This is a genomic window from Gracilibacillus lacisalsi DSM 19029 (assembly GCF_000377765.1).
In the GTDB taxonomy this organism is placed as follows: domain Bacteria; phylum Bacillota; class Bacilli; order Bacillales; family Amphibacillaceae; genus Gracilibacillus; species Gracilibacillus lacisalsi.
The window spans coordinates 1-18602 of record NZ_KB898674.1 but is presented as its reverse complement, the minus strand read 5'-3'; the positions used below and the strand labels follow the sequence as shown (position 1 = coordinate 18602).

The 18602-nt window shown below is 37.0% G+C and carries 16 protein-coding genes; 12 read left to right on the top strand and 4 right to left on the bottom strand.

What is annotated here, in order from left to right; genetic code table 11:
* Window positions 1–35 precede the first annotated feature (35 nt).
* Entirely contained in the window at window positions 36–1349 is a 1314-nt protein-coding gene (locus D569_RS0116545) for a DRTGG domain-containing protein (protein ID WP_018933546.1), read from the top strand.
* Between the two features lie 371 nt (window positions 1350–1720).
* On the opposite strand, the gene D569_RS0116540 is transcribed toward D569_RS0116545, so the two are convergent.
* Entirely contained in the window at window positions 1721–2020 is a 300-nt protein-coding gene (locus D569_RS0116540) for a YtpI family protein (RefSeq protein WP_018933545.1), read from the bottom strand.
* 119 nt (window positions 2021–2139) lie between these two features.
* Between D569_RS0116540 and D569_RS0116535 the strand changes: the two genes are divergently transcribed.
* Window positions 2140–3084 (top strand): DHH family phosphoesterase, encoded by a 945-nt coding sequence (locus D569_RS0116535; protein WP_018933544.1) that lies wholly within the window; start codon window positions 2140–2142, stop codon window positions 3082–3084.
* Between the two features lie 54 nt (window positions 3085–3138).
* Here the strand turns inward: D569_RS0116535 and ytrI are convergent, their stop codons facing one another.
* Entirely contained in the window at window positions 3139–3651 is a 513-nt protein-coding gene (gene ytrI, locus D569_RS0116530) for a sporulation membrane protein YtrI (protein WP_018933543.1), read from the bottom strand.
* Window positions 3651–3983: a sporulation membrane protein YtrH gene (ytrH, locus tag D569_RS0116525; protein WP_018933542.1), complete on the bottom strand. Its 333-nt coding sequence runs from the start codon at window positions 3981–3983 to the stop codon at window positions 3651–3653. The genes ytrI and ytrH overlap by 1 nt, the downstream gene beginning before the upstream one ends.
* A gap of 147 nt (window positions 3984–4130) precedes the next feature.
* Here ytrH and dnaE point away from each other — a divergent pair, with 147 nt between their 5' ends.
* From dnaE to D569_RS0116490, 7 genes are all read left to right on the top strand, one after another.
* A complete protein-coding gene (gene dnaE / locus D569_RS0116520; protein ID WP_018933541.1) occupies window positions 4131–7418 on the top strand; it encodes a DNA polymerase III subunit alpha in 3288 nt (1095 codons plus the stop codon).
* A gap of 88 nt (window positions 7419–7506) precedes the next feature.
* A complete protein-coding gene (locus D569_RS0116515; protein ID WP_018933540.1) occupies window positions 7507–8073 on the top strand; it encodes a FadR/GntR family transcriptional regulator in 567 nt (188 codons plus the stop codon).
* 58 nt (window positions 8074–8131) lie between these two features.
* Complete coding sequence (gene accD, locus D569_RS0116510) at window positions 8132–8998, top strand: acetyl-CoA carboxylase, carboxyltransferase subunit beta (protein WP_245548522.1); 867 nt, start codon at window positions 8132–8134, stop codon at window positions 8996–8998.
* Complete coding sequence (accA, locus tag D569_RS0116505) at window positions 8976–9950, top strand: acetyl-CoA carboxylase carboxyl transferase subunit alpha (protein ID WP_018933538.1); 975 nt, start codon at window positions 8976–8978, stop codon at window positions 9948–9950. The genes accD and accA overlap by 23 nt, the downstream gene beginning before the upstream one ends.
* 826 nt (window positions 9951–10776) lie before the next feature.
* Entirely contained in the window at window positions 10777–11736 is a 960-nt protein-coding gene (gene pfkA / locus D569_RS0116500; RefSeq protein ID WP_018933537.1) for a 6-phosphofructokinase, read from the top strand.
* A 60-nt stretch (window positions 11737–11796) separates the two neighbouring features.
* Window positions 11797–13557, top strand: a complete 1761-nt coding sequence (gene pyk, locus D569_RS0116495) for a pyruvate kinase (protein WP_018933536.1) — start codon at window positions 11797–11799, stop codon at window positions 13555–13557.
* 136 nt (window positions 13558–13693) lie between these two features.
* Window positions 13694–14086: an FxsA family protein gene (locus tag D569_RS0116490; RefSeq protein ID WP_018933535.1), complete on the top strand. Its 393-nt coding sequence runs from the start codon at window positions 13694–13696 to the stop codon at window positions 14084–14086.
* On the opposite strand, the gene ytvI is transcribed toward D569_RS0116490, so the two are convergent.
* A complete protein-coding gene (gene ytvI, locus D569_RS0116485) occupies window positions 14067–15191 on the bottom strand; it encodes a sporulation integral membrane protein YtvI (RefSeq protein ID WP_018933534.1) in 1125 nt (374 codons plus the stop codon). The two genes, D569_RS0116490 and ytvI, sit on opposite strands and share 20 nt — an antisense overlap.
* 96 nt (window positions 15192–15287) lie before the next feature.
* Here ytvI and D569_RS0116480 point away from each other — a divergent pair, with 96 nt between their 5' ends.
* The 3 genes from D569_RS0116480 to icd all read left to right on the top strand — a co-directional run bounded on the left by D569_RS0116480 (window position 15288) and on the right by icd (window position 18373).
* Window positions 15288–15758 carry a DUF441 domain-containing protein gene (locus tag D569_RS0116480; protein WP_018933533.1) on the top strand — a complete coding sequence of 157 codons (471 nt, stop codon included), beginning with the start codon at window positions 15288–15290 and terminating at the stop codon, window positions 15756–15758.
* A gap of 179 nt (window positions 15759–15937) precedes the next feature.
* Entirely contained in the window at window positions 15938–17053 is a 1116-nt protein-coding gene (gene citZ / locus D569_RS0116475) for a citrate synthase (RefSeq protein WP_018933532.1), read from the top strand.
* Between the two features lie 54 nt (window positions 17054–17107).
* Window positions 17108–18373, top strand: a complete 1266-nt coding sequence (icd, locus tag D569_RS0116470) for an NADP-dependent isocitrate dehydrogenase (RefSeq protein WP_018933531.1) — start codon at window positions 17108–17110, stop codon at window positions 18371–18373.
* The last annotated feature ends 229 nt before the right edge of the window (window positions 18374–18602 follow it).

Genomic DNA, 18602 nt, shown 5'->3' with positions numbered 1-18602 from the left:
TATACTAGTACAGATGAAAGAATGGTGAAAAGCGATTGGCTACAAAACATGAACAAATTCTATCCTTTATTGAATCTTTAAAAGTAGGAAATAAAATATCAGTAAGACAAATTGCCAAAGAGCTTAATGTAAGTGAAGGAACAGCTTATCGTGCCATAAAAGAAGCAGAGAACAAGGGGCTGGTTAGTACCATTGAGCGCGTTGGAACTATTCGAATCGAACGCAAACAAAAAGAAAACTTTGAAAATCTAACCTTTGCCGAAATTGTAAGTATTGTAGATGGTCAAGTACTCGGAGGAAGAGACGGTTTATACAAAACATTAAACAAGTTTGTTATCGGTGCGATGAAGCTTGATGCAATGATGCGCTATACCGAAAAGGATTCGCTTTTGATCGTTGGTAATCGTACAGAAGCCCATCAATTAGCGTTAAAAGAAGGTGCGGCTGTACTTATTACTGGTGGATTTGATACAGATGATACAACCAAGCAATTAGCAGATCAGAAACAGTTACCTATTATATCAACTAGTTATGATACATTCACAGTAGCTGCGATGATTAATCGTGCTATTTATGATCAGCTAATCAAAAAAGAAATAGTGTTAGTTGGCGATATTTATACGAAGGTAGAAGATACATATTTTTTAAAAACGAAAGACCAAGTTGCCAAATGGTATGAATGGGAAGAAAAAACAACACATAGTCGCTATCCTGTAGTGGATGAAAAAAATAAAGTGGTAGGAATTGTTACATCAAAAGATGTGATTGGACGTAAGATGGATATGTTAATCGAAAAGGTAATGACCAAAAATCCGTTAACCGTGATGAAAGAAACTTCCTTGGCATATGCGGCACATATGATGGTCTGGGAAGGAATAGAAATCATGCCTGTTGTCGATCATCATCATCAATTGGAGGGACTTATTTCTCGTCAAGATGTGTTGAAAGCACTTCAGCACATTCAAAAACAGCCGCAAGTCGGTGAAACTATTGATGACATCGTTTCAAATTATTTTGATCATTCACCTTCAGATCCACAACATGCTACTTATCATGCCGAGATCACTCCACAAATGACGAACCAACTAGGAACGTTATCTTATGGCGTATTTGTTTCCTTTGTCATTGAAGCGGCGCGAAGATTGTTGCGGTATCAGAAGAAAGGTGACTTGGTTGTGGAGAATATTACAGTATATTTCATAAAACCTATTCAATTAGAAACAACGGTTACCTTTCAGCCCAAAATTATCGATGTTGGCAGAAAGTCGGCAAAAGTTGATATCGAGGTATATCATGAGAAAAAAGTAGTTGGAAAAGCGATGCTGATGGCACAATTAATTGATCGTTAAATCAGTAGTAGAGCTTAGCCCAAACATTGGATAAAACCTGTGAACTTACGAAAATTTTCAGTGACATCACGAGAGAGCTATGCGGTAGGCGGACATTTAGTACGTTATTTGACTGAATAATCCCATTTTTTCGATGCAAGCGGACATTTAATCCCTTATTTGATGACTGTTGACAAAAAAAGCATTGTTTTTTAAAGAATAGCGGAATAGATGTCCGCTCCCGCGAAGCCAAGTACCTTGCCGGAGCGTATTGCACCTCTAATACAAACCTCAGAATGATTTAAAAGCAAATCCGCAAAAGAGAGTTATCCCGGTGCCACTACTGATCATCGTCTCAATTTGTGGATGGTGCGTTAAGGTTATTAGAAAAGTTATTGATGTGTTTGTGCTCTTTTTTGAAATTCTCCCTTATAATGAGACAAACGTTTAATACCACCATATCCTTGAACAATTCCAAAGAAAAGAAATACAAGTGTTATAAATAAAGCAAGCTGTGTTTGATAAAATAAGTATTGATTGACACCAAAAACGCTGATAAAAACACCCAACGCTATACGAGCTTTAGCATTTTTAATCTCTTGCATCAGCGGATCACGATCCCGTATTATCATTACTTTATAATAAATATACATCATAAACGATAAGATAATCATGATGGGGAAAATAACCATAGTAAAACCTCCAATAACATAACGAGCTATATGCTAGATAAAAATACCTTTCTATTGTATCGTGACTATAATAGAATTGCTAGTGAAAAAATAATAGGTACTAAAAAAGGAGTATATATATGTCAGTAATGTCGCAAATATTAGAGAAATTAAAACAGTACGATACGATTATCATTCACCGCCATGTTCGTCCTGATCCTGATGCATACGGGTCTCAAAGTGGACTTGCGGAAATTATTAAAGCAAGCTTTCCAGCTAAAAATGTATATGTAGTTGGTGAAGAGGAAGCCTCTTTATCATTCTTAGCAACAATGGATGATGTTGATGACAATGTTTATTCAAATGCCCTTGTTATTGTGTGTGACACAGCAAATCAGGAAAGAATTTCTGATCAGCGTTTCGAGCAAGCCAAGGAAGTGGTGAAAATCGATCACCATCCAGTAGTGGATGCTTATGGAGAACTGCAATGGATAGATGTAGATGCGAGTTCCACAAGTGAAATGATTTACCATTTTTATAGAGAACACCGAGGCAACGGGTTAAAAATGTCTGATAGAGCTGCCTTTCTTTTGTATAGTGGAATAGTTGGTGATACTGGTCGCTTTTTATTTCCGAGTACGACCGAAAGGACTTTCCAATATGCCTCAGAATTAGTTGCATATAATTTTGACCGCACTGAGATGTATGAAGAAATGTACAAAACAAACTTAAACATTGCCAAATTGAAAGGCTACATTCTTCAAAATATAGCTGTATCAGAAGCTGGTGTAAGCTATGTCAAATTAACAAAGGATATTTTAAATGAGTTTGAAGTAGAGGCATCGGAGACTAGCTCTGTGGTAGGGGTGTTAGGAGATATTGAGGGAATCAAAGTATGGGTAATATTTGTCGAAGAAGACGATGTTATTCGTGTTCGAATCCGCTCCAAAGGTCCTGTTATTAATCAAGTAGCAGCAAATTATGAAGGTGGCGGACATCCGCTTGCATCGGGCGCTAAAATTCATCAGTGGGAGAAAGTAGACGATGTTTTGGCTGATTTAGAAGAAGTATGTAAAGAGCAATAACCTTAAGAGGTCATCTCTCAAGGTCAGCAAGTGTTGTATGACCTTGAGAAATGATTAGGATTCTGCCATCCTAAGTTCAATCGATAAATATACTGTCTCCGTTACAATAATTCTGCGAACTTCTGCTTGAAACCTGAAATCATCTATATTAATGGTTTTGTTTTCAATGGTCGAAAGAAGTAAATCTATGGAATTGATAATCTCCTCAACGCTTTTTCCGATGGCATGAGATGCCTCTGTTCGAACAGCATCTTCTAATTGTTGAATCATAATTCGATCAGAGTCTATATTCAATTCTTCCAGATTTAAAAATTCAATATTAATTTCTCCAACTTGCAAACCTTGTTTTGTTTGTTGATCAAGTGCTTCATGATTTTTTCTTAAATTTTCATAGCTTTGTCTAAGGTCCTGAAGTTCTCCGCGCAATGCCAGATTTTCTTCAATCCACTTTTCTTGTAATTCGCCAAACATGTAAATAAAGATTAAATAGCCGATAATCGTACCAATCGCAACACCGGCCAGAAATCGTTGCCATGATGGACGTTTGTGATACGGTGGAATGTGCATTATTGTATCTCCTCTTGAATAATCCATTCGATAATTAATAGTGCAGTATGTGCACCGCCCATTGCAGTAATAATTAGTAAAATTTGCTTGACTAAATCAATAGTAGATCCTTCGTAGATACCTCTTTCAAAATTATAGATGGCATCAAAAGTACCCCCAATTGCTGCAACAATAGCCCAAATACGTAAATTTTTAGCGATCCGGTTTATATGTGTGAATGGGGCATCGCCAGCTACAAATGCACCTATACTTCCAATGATTGAACCACCAATCATCACACCAAAAGCGATAAAATAACATTGAATCATCGTTGCCATGAAGCGTTCTTCCATTCACACCCCTCCCGGGAATTAATTTAATCCTCAATTAAAATATATGGCAAACTTGTCTACTATATGTTTACTAACTTACAAGTTACACAAGGTCTGATATAATAAAGGAACAAAACATTTGATCGCATTGCAATAGGAGGTGATAATATGTCGCATTTATCTGCACTGCAACTGAAAAGTGGCTACTCTTTAATGAATAGTACGATCCAAATCGAGCCGTTAGTCAAACAGGCGAAAAGTTATGGCTATCAGCACCTGGCGTTGACGGACGAAGGAATTATGCATGGAGCGATACCTTTTTATCAAGCATGTAAGAAGGCAGGCATTAATCCAATTATCGGGCTTTCTTATCGCATTGAACTTCACGAATTTTCAGTCGCCGTCATTGCTTTAGCTAAAAATGCAACAGGCTACAAGCATTTGCTACAAATAAGTACAGCACTGCAGCACGGTGAAAAAATAACGTTCGATATGATGAAGAACTACGATGAATCACTTTTTACCATTCTACCTGCCGAACAATGGCCTGTAGAACAAATAGAAGCAAATCTCCAACAAATTAGTTCGCATAGTGGTTGGAACAATATGTATCTCGGTGTATCCGAACAATTGGTCGATCAGCGCAACATCCTTGAACAACTGCATATTAAAAAGGTCGCTTTGTCAGATGTAAGGTATTTGAATAAGCAAGAAGTGGTTGCTTATAGTTGTTTACGAGCTATGGATCAAGGTGTGAAATGGGACAAGGAAATGTTAGAGGGTGTGGAAGGTACTTATTTAAAAGCTGCTGATGAACTGAACATAGCTTATCGAGCATGGCCAGAGTTACTGACCGAAGCTAACAAGTTAGCAGCACAGTGTCAAATTGAACTTCGTTTAGAACAAAGGTTATTACCTAAATATCCTGTCCCAGGTGGTATCCATGCAGATCAATATTTAGAGGAATTATGTGAAAAACAAATACCTGATAAATATTCCCATGTAACGGACGAGATTAAAGATCGCCTCCACTATGAAATCGATGTTATTCAATCGATGGGCTTTAGTGATTATTTTCTCATTGTTTGGGACTTTGTAAATTATGCCAAAGAAAATCAAATTATGGTTGGACCAGGTCGTGGCTCGGCTGCCGGTTCGCTTGTCGCTTATCTTTTAGGTATTACAAATGTTGACCCAATTCAATATGATTTATTATTTGAACGATTTTTAAATCCGGATCGTGTGACAATGCCTGATATTGATATAGACTTTTCCGATGAGAAGAGAGATCAAGTGATTCGTTATGTTGTAGAGAAATATGGTAGTGATCATGTAGCACAAATCATCACTTTCGGAACATTTGCTGCACGATCTTTATTAAGAGAGCTTTTTAAAGTTTTAGACATACCTGATAATGATCAGGCTTATATTTTAAAATCATTGCCAAAGGATAGTAATAGTAGTATTGCGGCATTATTAAAGCAAACAACGGAATTAACGGAGTATGTCAAACAATCGGAGCAGTTGAAACGTTTATTTAAAATTGCTAATCAGCTTGAAGGTCTCCCTCGACATGTATCAACACACGCTGCCGGCGTTATTATCAGTGATCAAGAGATGACACAACACGTCGCAACAATGCCATCTCAAAGTAATGTTGAGCTTACGCAATATCCTATGAATGATCTGGAGAAAATTGGTTTGTTAAAAATTGACTTTCTCGGATTACGTAACTTGACATTGATTGAGAAAATTTTAATACAAATTGAATATCATCATAAGCAGGTTATTTCTTTACAAGACATCCCTTTTGATGATGAAAATACCTATAGACTTTTACAAAAAGGTGAAACAAATGGTATTTTTCAACTGGAATCGCAAGGGATGCAAAAAGTTTTACGAGAATTACGCCCGAATAATTTTGAAGATATCGTAGCAGTAAATGCCCTGTATCGACCAGGTCCAATGGAGTTTATCCCAACCTATATTGAGCGTAAACACAAAAAGAAGGAAATACCTCACCTTCATCCTGATTTAGCCTCGATATTGGAAAAAACATATGGTGTGCTCGTTTATCAGGAACAGATTATGCAAATTGTTCATAAAATGGCTGGTTTTACATATGGTGAAGCAGATATTCTGAGAAGGGCAGTCAGTAAGAAAGATAAAACCCTTTTAATGGAGAACAAACAAAAATTCATCAATGGAAGTTTGAAAAATGGGTACCATAACCAGACGGCAGAAGAAGTTTTTGATTGGATCGTCCGATTCTCTAATTATGGATTTAACCGAAGTCATGCTGTTGCCTATAGTGTTATTGCCTATCAATTAGCATACCTAAAAGCAAATTACCCTGTTGCCTTCTTTATTGAAATGTTGAGTATGCATATGGGAAACACTGAAAAAATCCAAATTTATTTACGAGAAGCGAAAAACAGAAATATTGCGGTTCTACCGCCATCGATTAATCATAGTATCGGTAAATTCAAAGCAGAAAATGGTAGTATCAGAATTGGTTTAAATATGATTAAAGGAATAGGATTTCAAGCTGTACAAACGATATTGGATGCTCGAAAAAATCAACGTTTTAAAAATTTATTTGATTTTTGCTTGCGTGTACCATTGCAAAAAATCAACCGGACGATTATTGAATCACTCATATTAGCTGGAGCATTTGATGAATTGCATGACAATCGTGCAACCCTGTTAGCTAGTCTTGATGAGGCAATGGAACAAGGCGAATTATTTAGAGAATTTGATGATCAAATTCATTTCTTTGAGGGCGATTTAGCGTTAGATGTTTCTTATACCGAGACAGATCCCTATCCAATTATGAAGCAATTGATGATGGAGAAAGAAGTGATAGGGTTCTTTGTATCCACTCATCCATTAGCTCAGGTACGTGATAAAATTCGTAAGTACGGATATGTTTCGATCCAACAAGCAAACCAGCTAAAGCAGAAAAAGATAAAAATGGCTGCAGTAGTCCAGTCGCTAAAAGTTATCCGAACTAAAAAAGGAGAAACAATGGCTTTTGCAACGATCTCGGATGAATCAGGTGAAATGGATACAGTCATATTTCCTAATATATTCCGACAAGTAAATCATTGGCTTGAAGAAGATAGTTTCGTGTTTGTGGAAGGAAAATTAGAAGAACGAAATGAAAAAAAACAATTAATTGTCAATGATATTCAACCATATCAACTGGAAGAGAAACAACTAACCACAGACAGTGTATACATTAAAGTGCGAGATGAGAAAGAAGAATCATTAGCGAGATTGGAAGAGTTAGCAACGAAGTTTCCCGGGTCTTCAACTGTTTACCTTTATCAAGAGAATCAACGACAAATGTTTAAGTTATCGAGTCACTATAGTCTAGATAGCGCGTGGAATGTTGTCAAAGAGTTAAAACAATATTTTGGAGAAGATAATGTAGTGATAAGGCATTCTTCCTAAAAGGGTGCCTCTTTACATCATTTATTGATCTGATATAATGTAATAGTTAATTGGTCTGACCAGTAAAGACTTTAACAGGGGGAAAGTGATGTCAGAGCGCAGTAAAGTATATCAGCAAGTGCTAAGTGAAATTCAACGTCTTATCAAAGAAGATGGGTATTTACCTGGAGATAAACTGCCATCTGAAAGGCAGTTATCTGTGCAATTAGATGCAGCTAGATCCTCTGTTAGAGAAGCGTTAAGAGCTATTGAATTATTGGGGATTATCGAAACAAGGCAAGGGGAAGGTACGTATTTAAGGGATTATCAAACGTACCATGCCGTAGAATTATTAGCTTCATTTGTCTTACAAGATTCTCGAATACAAGAAGAGTTACAACAAGCGAAAAAAGTATTAGAAAACTATGTACTATCCATTGATTCTCTTTCCGATCAACAATTAACACAGCTGAGAGAGATTTTAGCTGATTCATCCTTGTCGAAAGAGGAAAAGCATCATCGTTTCTTTCTGGTCTTTTTTAAAGCAAATGACAATCAGCTTTTGTTAAGAATATGGCGACTTATGCAAGACTTTTCAGAGAATATTGAGCAAGATGTTTACCCCGATCAATATTATTGTGATATGTTAAAAAAATACAAAAAAACAATTGAATAAGCAATTTTAGATTTGAATACATTGTAGTGTAATGAAGAAGGAGGAATCTTCCTTGTTGATGTTTGGAAAAAAGAAAAAATATGCTTCCATTCCTGGTGAGAATGCAAAGAAAGATGTACCAGAAGGTTTGATGCAAAAATGCAGTGGATGCAAAAAAATATTTTATCAAAAAGAGCTTATAAAAAATTTAAATGTCTGCCCGGAGTGTGGACATCATCATCAAATTTCTGCATATGACCGTATTAACAGTTTATTTGATGAAGGTAGTTTTGAGGAATGGGATAAAGACTTATTATCGCAAAATCCACTACAATTTCCTCAATATGAAGAAAAATTAGAAAAAGATCGTATAAAAACTGGATTAAATGAAGCTGTAGTAACTGGTGAAGGTAAAATACACGAGAGCAGAACTGCAATCGCAATTATGGATTCACGTTTTCGAATGGGAAGTATGGGATCTGTTGTAGGCGAAAAAATTGCAAGAGCGATAGAGCGAGCTCGTAAAGAAAAAATGCCGATTATCATTTTCACTGCCTCAGGTGGCGCTCGTATGCAGGAAGGTATATTAAGTTTGATGCAGATGGCGAAGACGTCCATTTCCATTCAACGCTTGCATAGTGAAAATGGTTTATTTATATCTGTGATGACAAATCCTACTACAGGTGGGGTATCTGCTAGTTTTGCTTCGATTGGAGATTACAATTTCGCTGAGCCAGGTGCACTAATCGGTTTTGCTGGTAGACGAATTATTGAACAAACTATTCGTGAAAAGCTACCAAAAGATTTTCAAACAGCTGAATTTCAGTTGAAACATGGACAAGTCGATAAAGTAATTTCACGCTCGGAGATGCGAGATACATTAGGAACGATACTGGATATCCATGGATATGGAGGTGAAACAGTTGAAACAAGTGCTGGAGTTTGAGAAACCTGTTATTGAATTACGGGAAAAAATAGAAGAATTAAAAGCTATGACAAAAGACAGTGATATAGATTTATCTGATGAAATAAGTAAAATGGAAGAACGTCTAGCTAAATTAGAAAATGAAATTTACGGGAAGTTAAAACCTTGGGATCGTGTACAAATCGCACGTCACGCAGAACGACCTACTTCATTAGACTATATTGAGCAATTATTTACTAATTTTATTGAATTTCATGGAGATCGTTTTTTCGGTGATGACGAAGCGATTGTTGCAGGAATCGCCAAATACAAAGGAAAGCCTGTTACAATTATTGGACAACAACGTGGTAAAAATACGAAAGATAATATTAAACGTAATTTTGGAAGTCCTCACCCTGAAGGGTACCGAAAAGCATTGCGCCACATGAAACAAGCAGAGAAGTTCAACAGACCGATTATTACTTTTATTGATACCAAAGGTGCTTATCCAGGTAAAGCTGCAGAAGAACGTGGTCAAAGTGAAGCAATAGCTAGAAACTTGATGGAGATGGCAGGTATTAAAGTCCCAATTATCTGTGTGGTAATTGGTGAAGGTGGAAGTGGTGGAGCTTTAGGTATTGGTGTAGGAGACCGAATTCACATGCTAGAAAATTCCACTTACTCCGTTATCTCTCCAGAAGGTGCAGCTGCTTTGCTTTGGAAAGATTCGGGACAAGCAGAAAAAGCTGCAAAATCGTTAAAAATAACTGCTTCTGATTTAAAAGCATTAGGTGTTATTGATGAGGTGATACCAGAACCACTTGGTGGAGCACACCGTGACAAGATCACCCAAGCATTAAGCATCAGCAAAGTATTAGATGATTCGTTACGAGAGTTAGAAGAGGAAAGTGAAACTTCTCTACTCGAAAAGCGATGGGAAAAGTACAAACAAATCGGTGAAGTCCAATCATCCATAGAAAAAGTAGAAGTCTAAATTCAAATAAACCTCTCCAACTTCAGGAGAGGTTTTTCTAATTGCGTTTGTGAAAATAGTGCGGAAAATATATATGAAGTAAAGTGACAACGATTTGCTCTCTTCCAATCTTCCTTAGGAGAGCGCAGACAATCCGCCTGGCAGAATACTTCCTTGGGAGCAAGTACAACATCTACTCAATGCATAATTACTTTCGTATTGTTTTCTATGCCATCATTCAAACCCTGCGGAAGGGATTATCCCCGGAAGAGCTGTCCTGTTCCGAGGAAAAAGTCTTCTCTTCCGAGAGATAATCGCCTATATCCAGGGAAGAGAAGGAGATATCCCCGGAAGCGCCGTGCTGTTCCAAGGAAAAAGTCTTCTCTTCCGAGGATAATCGCCTATATCCAGGGAAGAGAAGGAGATATCCCCGGAAGCGCCGTCCTATTCCGAGGAAAAGTCTTCTCTTCCGAGGATAAACGATCATATTAAGGTAAGGGAAGTGAGGAGCAGGAGTAGCGGTTATGATCACGATGAATGTCAAAATTACTTCATAGGTGACTGTAAAATACGTTTCGAACAAACAGTATTTTCATTACTTCGCAGTATATATTATATCTAATACTATTTAATATAAAGATAAATAGAGTTTTTGAATTTGATAAACGATAAAAAAACAAAAAAACTTTCAATGTGGAGAGAAATAAGCTAAAATTATAATGTTTAGGGGTGAGTTTCGTTTTTATTTCATGTATAATCTTAGGTGGAATTCCTATATAGTTTAAAAGACATAAAAGATGGGGAGAAATGTTGTAGGGCAATTTATTTTGTTAATGAGGTGATTGATTTGAAAAAAATTGGTGTATTAACAAGTGGTGGAGATGCACCGGGAATGAATGCAGCAGTTCGTGCCGTTGTTCGTAAAGCAATCTATCATGAATTAGAAGTTTATGGCGTTTATAACGGATATGAAGGTCTTATGGAAGGTAATATTAAGAAAATGGAACTAGGTTCTGTTGGGGATATTATCCAACGAGGTGGAACGATTCTATACTCCGCTCGTTCCGAAGAATTTAAGACAGATGCGGGTCAACAAAAAGCAATCGAGCAAATGCGAAAAATTGGAATAGAAGGACTCATTGTTATTGGTGGAGATGGGTCATTTCGTGGTGCAGAAAAATTGACTCAAAAAGGTTTTCCGTGTATTGGTGTTCCTGGTACTATTGATAATGATATTCCAGGTACTGATTATACGATTGGATTTGATACAGCTTTAAATACCATCGTTAATGCGGTGGATAAAATTCGAGACACAGCTACCTCACACGAGCGTACATATGTAATTGAAGTAATGGGAAGAGATGCTGGTGACTTAGCTTTATGGGCTGGTCTTGCAAATGGTGCGGAAACTGTCATCATTCCAGAACAAGAAGAAAGCTTCGAAAGTGTTGTAGGTAAGTTGAAGCGAGGACAGGAACGAGGTAAAAAACATAGTATTATCATTCTTGCTGAAGGTGTCGGCAGTGGTGTTGAATATGGAAAGCGTATTGAAGAAGAAACTAACATGGATACGCGTGTAACAGTACTTGGCCATATTCAACGCGGTGGTTCACCTTCAGGATATGACCGTGTATTAGCAAGTCGTTTAGGTGCAAAAGCTGTGGACTTATTGCTTGATGGAATCGGCGGTCGCATGGTGGGTATTGAAAATAATATTGTAGTTGATCATGATATATCAGATGTTTTAGCTAAAAAACATGCTGTTAACATGAATATGTATAAATTAGCTAATCAACTGTCTATTTAATTAAATAAATATCGAAACACATAGTCATAATAGGGTTTAGAGATTGAAGGAGGAAGCAAAATGAGAAGAACTAAGATCGTTTGTACGATTGGACCAGCATCAGAATCAGAAGAAAAATTAGAACAATTGATTGAGGCAGGGATGAATGTTGCCCGTCTAAATTTCTCCCATGGAGATTTTGATGAGCATGGAGCAAGAATTAAAAACATTCGTAATGCTGCGAAAAAATTAGGGAAAACAGTTGCCATTTTATTAGATACGAAGGGTCCTGAAATTCGTACAGGTACTTTAAAAGATGGAAAAGCTGATATTGTTAAAGGTAATACCGTGTATGTTTCAATGGATGATATTGAAGGAAACGATGAACGAATTTCAGTAACTTATCCGCAACTAATTCATGATGTCGGAGTAGGGTCTAAATTACTATTAGATGATGGTTTAATAGCTCTTGAGGTTACAGAAATTCTTAAAGATAGAAACGAATTAAAAACAGTAGCGTTAAACTCTGGATTACTAAAAAATAAAAAAGGTGTTAACGTTCCAAATGTAAGTGTAAATCTACCAGGTATCACAGAAAAAGATGCAGCAGATATTAAATTTGGGATTGAGCAAGGCGTTGATTTTATAGCTGCTTCCTTTGTTCGACGTGCATCAGATGTGTTGGAAATTAGAGGATTATTGGAAGAACAGGATGCAACACATATCCAAATTATTCCTAAAATAGAGAACCAAGAAGGTGTCGATAACTTAGATGCCATTCTCCAAGTAAGTGACGGATTAATGGTTGCACGTGGTGACTTAGGTGTTGAAATTCCGCCAGAGGAAGTTCCACTTGTTCAAAAAGAAATGATCTATAAATGTAACAATGCTGGTAAACCAGTTATTACAGCAACTCAAATGCTTGATTCTATGCAACGAAATCCAAGACCAACAAGAGCAGAAGCATCAGACGTTGCCAATGCGATTCTAGATGGAACAGACGCCATTATGCTTTCAGGTGAGACTGCTGCTGGTGACTACCCAATTGAAGCGGTAGAAACAATGAGTAATATTGCGAAGAAAGCAGAAACAGCGATAGATCATAAAGCGATGCTTGACCTTCGTTCCAAAGCGTCAGACGTTACCATTACTGATGCAATTAGTCAATCTGTTAATCATTCAGCAATGAATCTAAATGTTGATGCCATTTTAACACCAACAGTTAGTGGCTTTACAGCTCGTATGATTTCGAAATATCGTCCAGAATCACCTATTATTGCTGTTACTTTTGATGAGCAAGTAAGCAGAAGATTAGCGTTAGTATGGGGTGTTGAAACCATTGTTGGTACACTAGCACATACTACAGACGACGTGTTGGAAGAAGCAATAGAACAAGGGTTAAAAACTAACCATTTCAAACGCGGTGACCGTGTCATCATTACTGCCGGTGTTCCAGTTGGGGAAAGTGGTACAACTAACTTGCTAAAAATCCATGTAATTGGAGATGTTTTGGCTAAAGGTCAAGGTGTTGGTAAAGGTAGTACTTACGGACGAGCCGTAATTTGTAAAGATGCAGAAGAAGCTAAGTTAAAAGTAAAGCAAGATGATATCATTGTCACTTATGGTACAGACAAAGACATGATGCCATCTATCGAGAAAGCCGGGGGAATTATTACAGAAGAAGGTGGCTTGACTTCTCATGCAGCAGTTGTCGGTCTTAGCTTAGGTATTCCGGTGATCGTAGGTGTAGAAAGAGCAATTGAATTGATTAATGATGGACAAGATATCACGATTGACGCACAAAAAGGTGATATTTACGCTGGTCATGCTAGTGTATTATAAGGTGGAGAAATAGAGAAGAAGGTTACCTTCTTCTCTATTTTTACACTTTCAGATTTTAAGATAGTACAAGAAAACGAGGGTTTCGTCACTATATAGCGACAAACTAAGTTTTCTTAATCGAAAAAAGGGTGATACTATGTTTCGTTGGTTACTTTTATTTATTTTGGTAGTTCCGGCATTGGAAATTGGTATTTTTGTTTGGGCAGGTGGCTATATTGGTCCATGGTGGCTCATTCTATTGATTATATTAACCGGAGTGATTGGTGCTTGGTTAGCTAAACAACAAGGTTTAGAAACATTAAGAAAGGCAAGAGAGTCTATGAGTATGGGATATGCACCACAGGACTCCATTTTTGACGGGATTTGTATTTTAATTGGTGGTGTCGTCCTGTTAACTCCAGGGTTTATAACAGATGCTATCGGTTTTTGTCTGTTAATTCCTTTCACGAGAAGACCGTTTAAAAATATGTTCCAAAACATCGCACGTAAATGGATGGATAGTGGGAGATTCACGATTTATCGACGCTAATCCGATTATGCTTAATGTATTGCCAAAGGATTTGGAACAGGTTGGCTTCACTACATGCTTTTCCAACAAATAGGATAGCTGGTCCTAGCCATATTCCTTTAACGCCAAATAGTTGAAAACCTAAGTAGATGGTCGTAATCGTCAAGATTGGATGAATCCCCAAAGCATTGGAAACGATTTTTGGCTCTAGTATTTGCCTTTGTAGAATGACGAACAAATAAAGTGAAAATAAGCAGATAGCCAAAGTCGTTTCTCCTGTCATAAATAAATATAAACTCCATGGTACAAAAATAATCCCCGTTCCTAATATCGGTAATAGATCTACTAATGCCATCAGAATAGCTATTGTAAAAGCATGTTTAATTTGAAATAAGCTTAACCCTATCAGGATAATAGTGAAAGTAATGGAAATTAGTATTAATTGTGCTTTTAAATAGCGAATGATCTTTGACTTTATTTGTTTAGAAACAGTTTGTGTAATTTCGATGAATGATAAAGGGACTTTTTTCGCAACATATTGATAGAACTTGTCCCAATCTTTACATATAAAAAAAGTACATAAGAAAGAAAAAATTAAGATCATGACAGATCCAGGTAAACTGGATACTTGGTTTCCAAGCCAATTCAAGATGATCTCTAATAAATAGGCGATTTGATCGGCAATACTTATACTTATTTCGGCTAATTGTTCTTCAATAATGGTATGTTGTTCTTCAGGCAGACTATGGATATATTGATTTGCCTTTTGAATGAGCGGTTGAACCCATTGATTAAAATGATTCATAGACTGTTCCAGTAAAAATCGGAGATTATCTGGAATCCATTTTGCTAAATAAATAATTCCTTGTAATAATTCCACACCAATAAAAAATAGTGCCATAATCGTACTAACGATAGCGATTACTATTCCCAATAGACAGCTGAGTACATAAGGGATTTTGAGATGAACATGCATTAATTGAATAACTGGATACAAAAGAATGGCAAATATACAAGCCAAAAAGAACGGAAATAGAAATTGGATAATTAGATAAGCGGTTAATAACAACGCAGAAAGAATAGCAATCAGGTAAAAGATCCTTAGTAACATTTGCCTGTTCATCATATTGGAAGTCTCCTTTGAAATCAGAGGTTATTTTTTTAAAAATTTAGCACTTTGTGATAAGATAAGCATTGGTTAGAATGCAGTGGAGGACATGTTATGTTAAGTAGTTCAACGATTTTTTTACTCATATTATTTTTGCTAGGGTACATTGCAAAAAATCAGGCTATTATGGTAGCTGTATATATACTTTTTGGCATGAAATTATTAAAAATTGATGACAAGCTTTTTCCATACATACAAGATAAAGGAATTGGCTGGGGTGTCATCATCATAACAGTTGCTGTGTTAATCCCGATTGCAACAGGTGAGATTGGGTTTAAAGATTTATTGCAAAGTGTAAAGTCGTATCATGCCTGGGTGGCCCTTATTGCTGGTATTTTTGTAGCAGTCGTTGCCAAACATGGACTTTCATTGTTAGCAAATGATCCCGAGATCACAACTGCATTAGTAATTGGTACTATCATTGCCGTTGTAGCGTTTCAAGGTGTTGCAGTAGGTCCATTAATCGGCGCAGGCATTGCATATGTTATTATCAGAATGCTTGACGCACTTCCATTTCTTAAGTAAGGAAAGGTAATACAAGCTATGAGAGAAAACAAGATTATATGATAAATTTTAATCGTTTTCATTTACTATCTTTTTTTGTTTGTTTATAATAGGCATGGGGATGTTCAAAAGCACCATTATTTTTATCGCTTGAACGATAGAAATAAAAGCAATTTGGATAAGAAAAGGAGAGGGATGTTATGTCAACAACGAAAGGACTTGAAGGGGTAGTAGCAGCAGAATCAAAGGTAAGTTCCATTATTGATGACCAGCTCACATATGTCGGTTATACGATTGATGACTTGGCAGAAAATGCTAGCTTTGAAGAAGTTGTCTTTTTATTATGGAATAAAAGGCTTCCAAACAAAGAAGAGTTAGCTGAGCTGGAAAAAGACTTAATTGAAAATATGACATTACCAGATGGAGTAGTAGAACATTTTAAGTCTTATGATATACATAATGTTCATCCAATGGCAGCTTTAAGAACAGCTGTTTCATTGCTTGGATTATACGATCCGGAAGCTGATGAGATGACAGATGAGGCAAACAAGCGTAAAGCTGTGCGATTGCAAGCACAAGTTGCTTCTGTCGTAACCGCTTTTTCTCGCATTCGCGATGGAAAGGGTATCATTCAACCAAAGCAAGGCTTAAGCTATGCAGCAAACTTCCTATATATGCTGAATGGGGAAGAGCCTAGTGATCTAGAAACAGAAGCAATTAACAAAGCATTAGTGCTTCATGCAGATCATGAATTAAATGCATCTACTTTTACTTCGCGTGTATGTGTCGCGACATTATCAGATATTTATTCAGGTATTACTGCTGCAATTAGTGCGCTTAAAGGTCCGCTTCACGGTGGTGCTAATGAGCGTGTAATGGAGATGCTACTTGAAATCGGTGAAGTCGATAATGCGATTCCATATGTAAAAGAAAAAATGGCGAATAAAGAAAAGATCATGGGTATGGGCCACCGTGTCTATAAGACGGGCGACCCACGTGCAAAACATTTGAAAAAAATGTCCAAAGAACTAACAGCACGGCAAGGAATGGAAAAATGGTATGAAATGTCTGAAAAGATAGAAGAATATATTAAATCTGAAAAAGGCTTACCTGCCAATGTTGATTTCTATTCCGCTTCGGTGTACCATAGTTTAGGGATTAAACATGATCTTTACACACCAATCTTTGCGATGAGTCGTTTTTCAGGTTGGATTGCACATATTTTAGAACAATATGAAAACAACCGTTTAATCAGACCACGTGCAGAATATGTAGGTCCACAAAAACAAGTATACGTGGATATCAATCAGCGTTAACCATTTTCTTTTGAAAATGATATAAATATTATGAATCTAGGAGGAATATGAATTATGGGTGAAAAAATTACTGTAGAAAATGGTGTTGTGCAAACACCTAATAAACCAGTCATTCCTTTTATCGAAGGGGACGGAACTGGTCCAGATATTTGGGCTGCAGCTAGCAGAGTTTTAGAAGCTGCTGTTGAAAAAGCTTATAACGGTGAAAAGGGTATCGAATGGAAAGAAGTTCTTGCTGGTGAAAAAGCATATAACCAAACTGGTGAGTGGTTGCCAGAAGAAACACTTGATGTAATTCGTGACTATAAAATTGCGATTAAAGGACCTCTTACTACGCCAATCGGTGGAGGTATCCGTTCCTTAAACGTAGCATTACGTCAAAAATTAGATCTATTTACTTGCTTGCGTCCAGTTCGCTGGTTTGAAGGTGTACCATCTCCTGTTAAGCGTCCTGAAGATACAGATATGGTAATCTTCCGTGAAAACACAGAGGACATCTATGCTGGTATTGAGTGGCAAGAAGGATCTGACGAAGTGAAAAAAGTAATCGACTTCCTTCAAAATGAAATGGGTGTTGAAAACATTCGTTTCCCTGAAACTTCTGGTCTAGGTGTAAAACCAGTATCTAAAGAAGGAACTAGTCGTCTTGTACGTGCTGCAATTGAGTATGCAATTAATGAAGGACGTAAGAGTGTTACGCTAGTACATAAAGGTAACATTATGAAATTTACAGAAGGTTCTTTCAAAAACTGGGGTTATGAATTAGCTGAAAAAGAATACGGTGACAAAGTATTCACATGGGCTGAATATGACAAAATCGTTGAAGAACAAGGTCGTGACGCAGCTGATAAAGCACAAGCTGACGCGGAAGCAGCTGGCCGTATTATTGTAAAAGATGCGATTGCCGATATTTTCTTACAGCAAATTCTTACTCGTCCAAAAGAATTTGATGTAGTTGCTACAATGAACTTAAACGGTGATTATGTATCTGATGCACTTGCTGCACAAGTTGGTGGTATCGGTATTGCTCCAGGTGCAAACATCAACTATGAATCAGGTCATGCTATTTTTGAAGCTACACACGGTACTGCTCCTAAATATGCTGGTCTTGATAAAGTAAACCCATCTTCTGTTATTCTTTCTGGTGTATTAATGCTTGAACACCTAGGATGGAGAGAAGCTGGTGAATTAATCCTTAAATCTATGGACAAAACAATCGGTTCTAAAGTAGTAACATATGATTTTGCACGTCTAATGGATGGCGCAACAGAAGTGAAAACATCAGAATTTGCTGATGAATTAATTAAAAATATGGACTAAGAAAAAAGCACCGGATAACCGGTGCTTTTTCTATGTTAAAAGGTAAGGAAGTATATATTCTGCGGTATTAACGCATTTGTAAGCATAGTAGCCATTTGGAAATAGCATGTACAGGAAACCATCGCTGCGGCTGTCCACTTCCCTTTCCACGGGATTTTCGCCTAAGCTAACTTTGGTAAGCAAAGAGCGCTTACCAAAGTGGATCTTAGTCGAAAATCATCCCGTAGGA

Coding starts and splice junctions, on each gene's coding strand:
- D569_RS0116540 (WP_018933545.1), bottom strand. CDS start 2,020: ATGGTTATTTTCCCCATCATGATTATCTTATCGTTTATGATGTATATT.
- D569_RS0116535 (WP_018933544.1), top strand. CDS start 2,140: ATGTCAGTAATGTCGCAAATATTAGAGAAATTAAAACAGTACGATACG.
- ytrI (WP_018933543.1), bottom strand. CDS start 3,651: ATGCACATTCCACCGTATCACAAACGTCCATCATGGCAACGATTTCTG.
- ytrH (WP_018933542.1), bottom strand. CDS start 3,983: ATGGAAGAACGCTTCATGGCAACGATGATTCAATGTTATTTTATCGCT.
- dnaE (WP_018933541.1), top strand. CDS start 4,131: ATGTCGCATTTATCTGCACTGCAACTGAAAAGTGGCTACTCTTTAATG.
- D569_RS0116515 (WP_018933540.1), top strand. CDS start 7,507: ATGTCAGAGCGCAGTAAAGTATATCAGCAAGTGCTAAGTGAAATTCAA.
- accD (WP_245548522.1), top strand. CDS start 8,132: ATGTTTGGAAAAAAGAAAAAATATGCTTCCATTCCTGGTGAGAATGCA.
- pyk (WP_018933536.1), top strand. CDS start 11,797: ATGAGAAGAACTAAGATCGTTTGTACGATTGGACCAGCATCAGAATCA.
- D569_RS0116490 (WP_018933535.1), top strand. CDS start 13,694: ATGTTTCGTTGGTTACTTTTATTTATTTTGGTAGTTCCGGCATTGGAA.
- ytvI (WP_018933534.1), bottom strand. CDS start 15,191: ATGATGAACAGGCAAATGTTACTAAGGATCTTTTACCTGATTGCTATT.
- D569_RS0116480 (WP_018933533.1), top strand. CDS start 15,288: ATGTTAAGTAGTTCAACGATTTTTTTACTCATATTATTTTTGCTAGGG.
- citZ (WP_018933532.1), top strand. CDS start 15,938: ATGTCAACAACGAAAGGACTTGAAGGGGTAGTAGCAGCAGAATCAAAG.
- icd (WP_018933531.1), top strand. CDS start 17,108: ATGGGTGAAAAAATTACTGTAGAAAATGGTGTTGTGCAAACACCTAAT.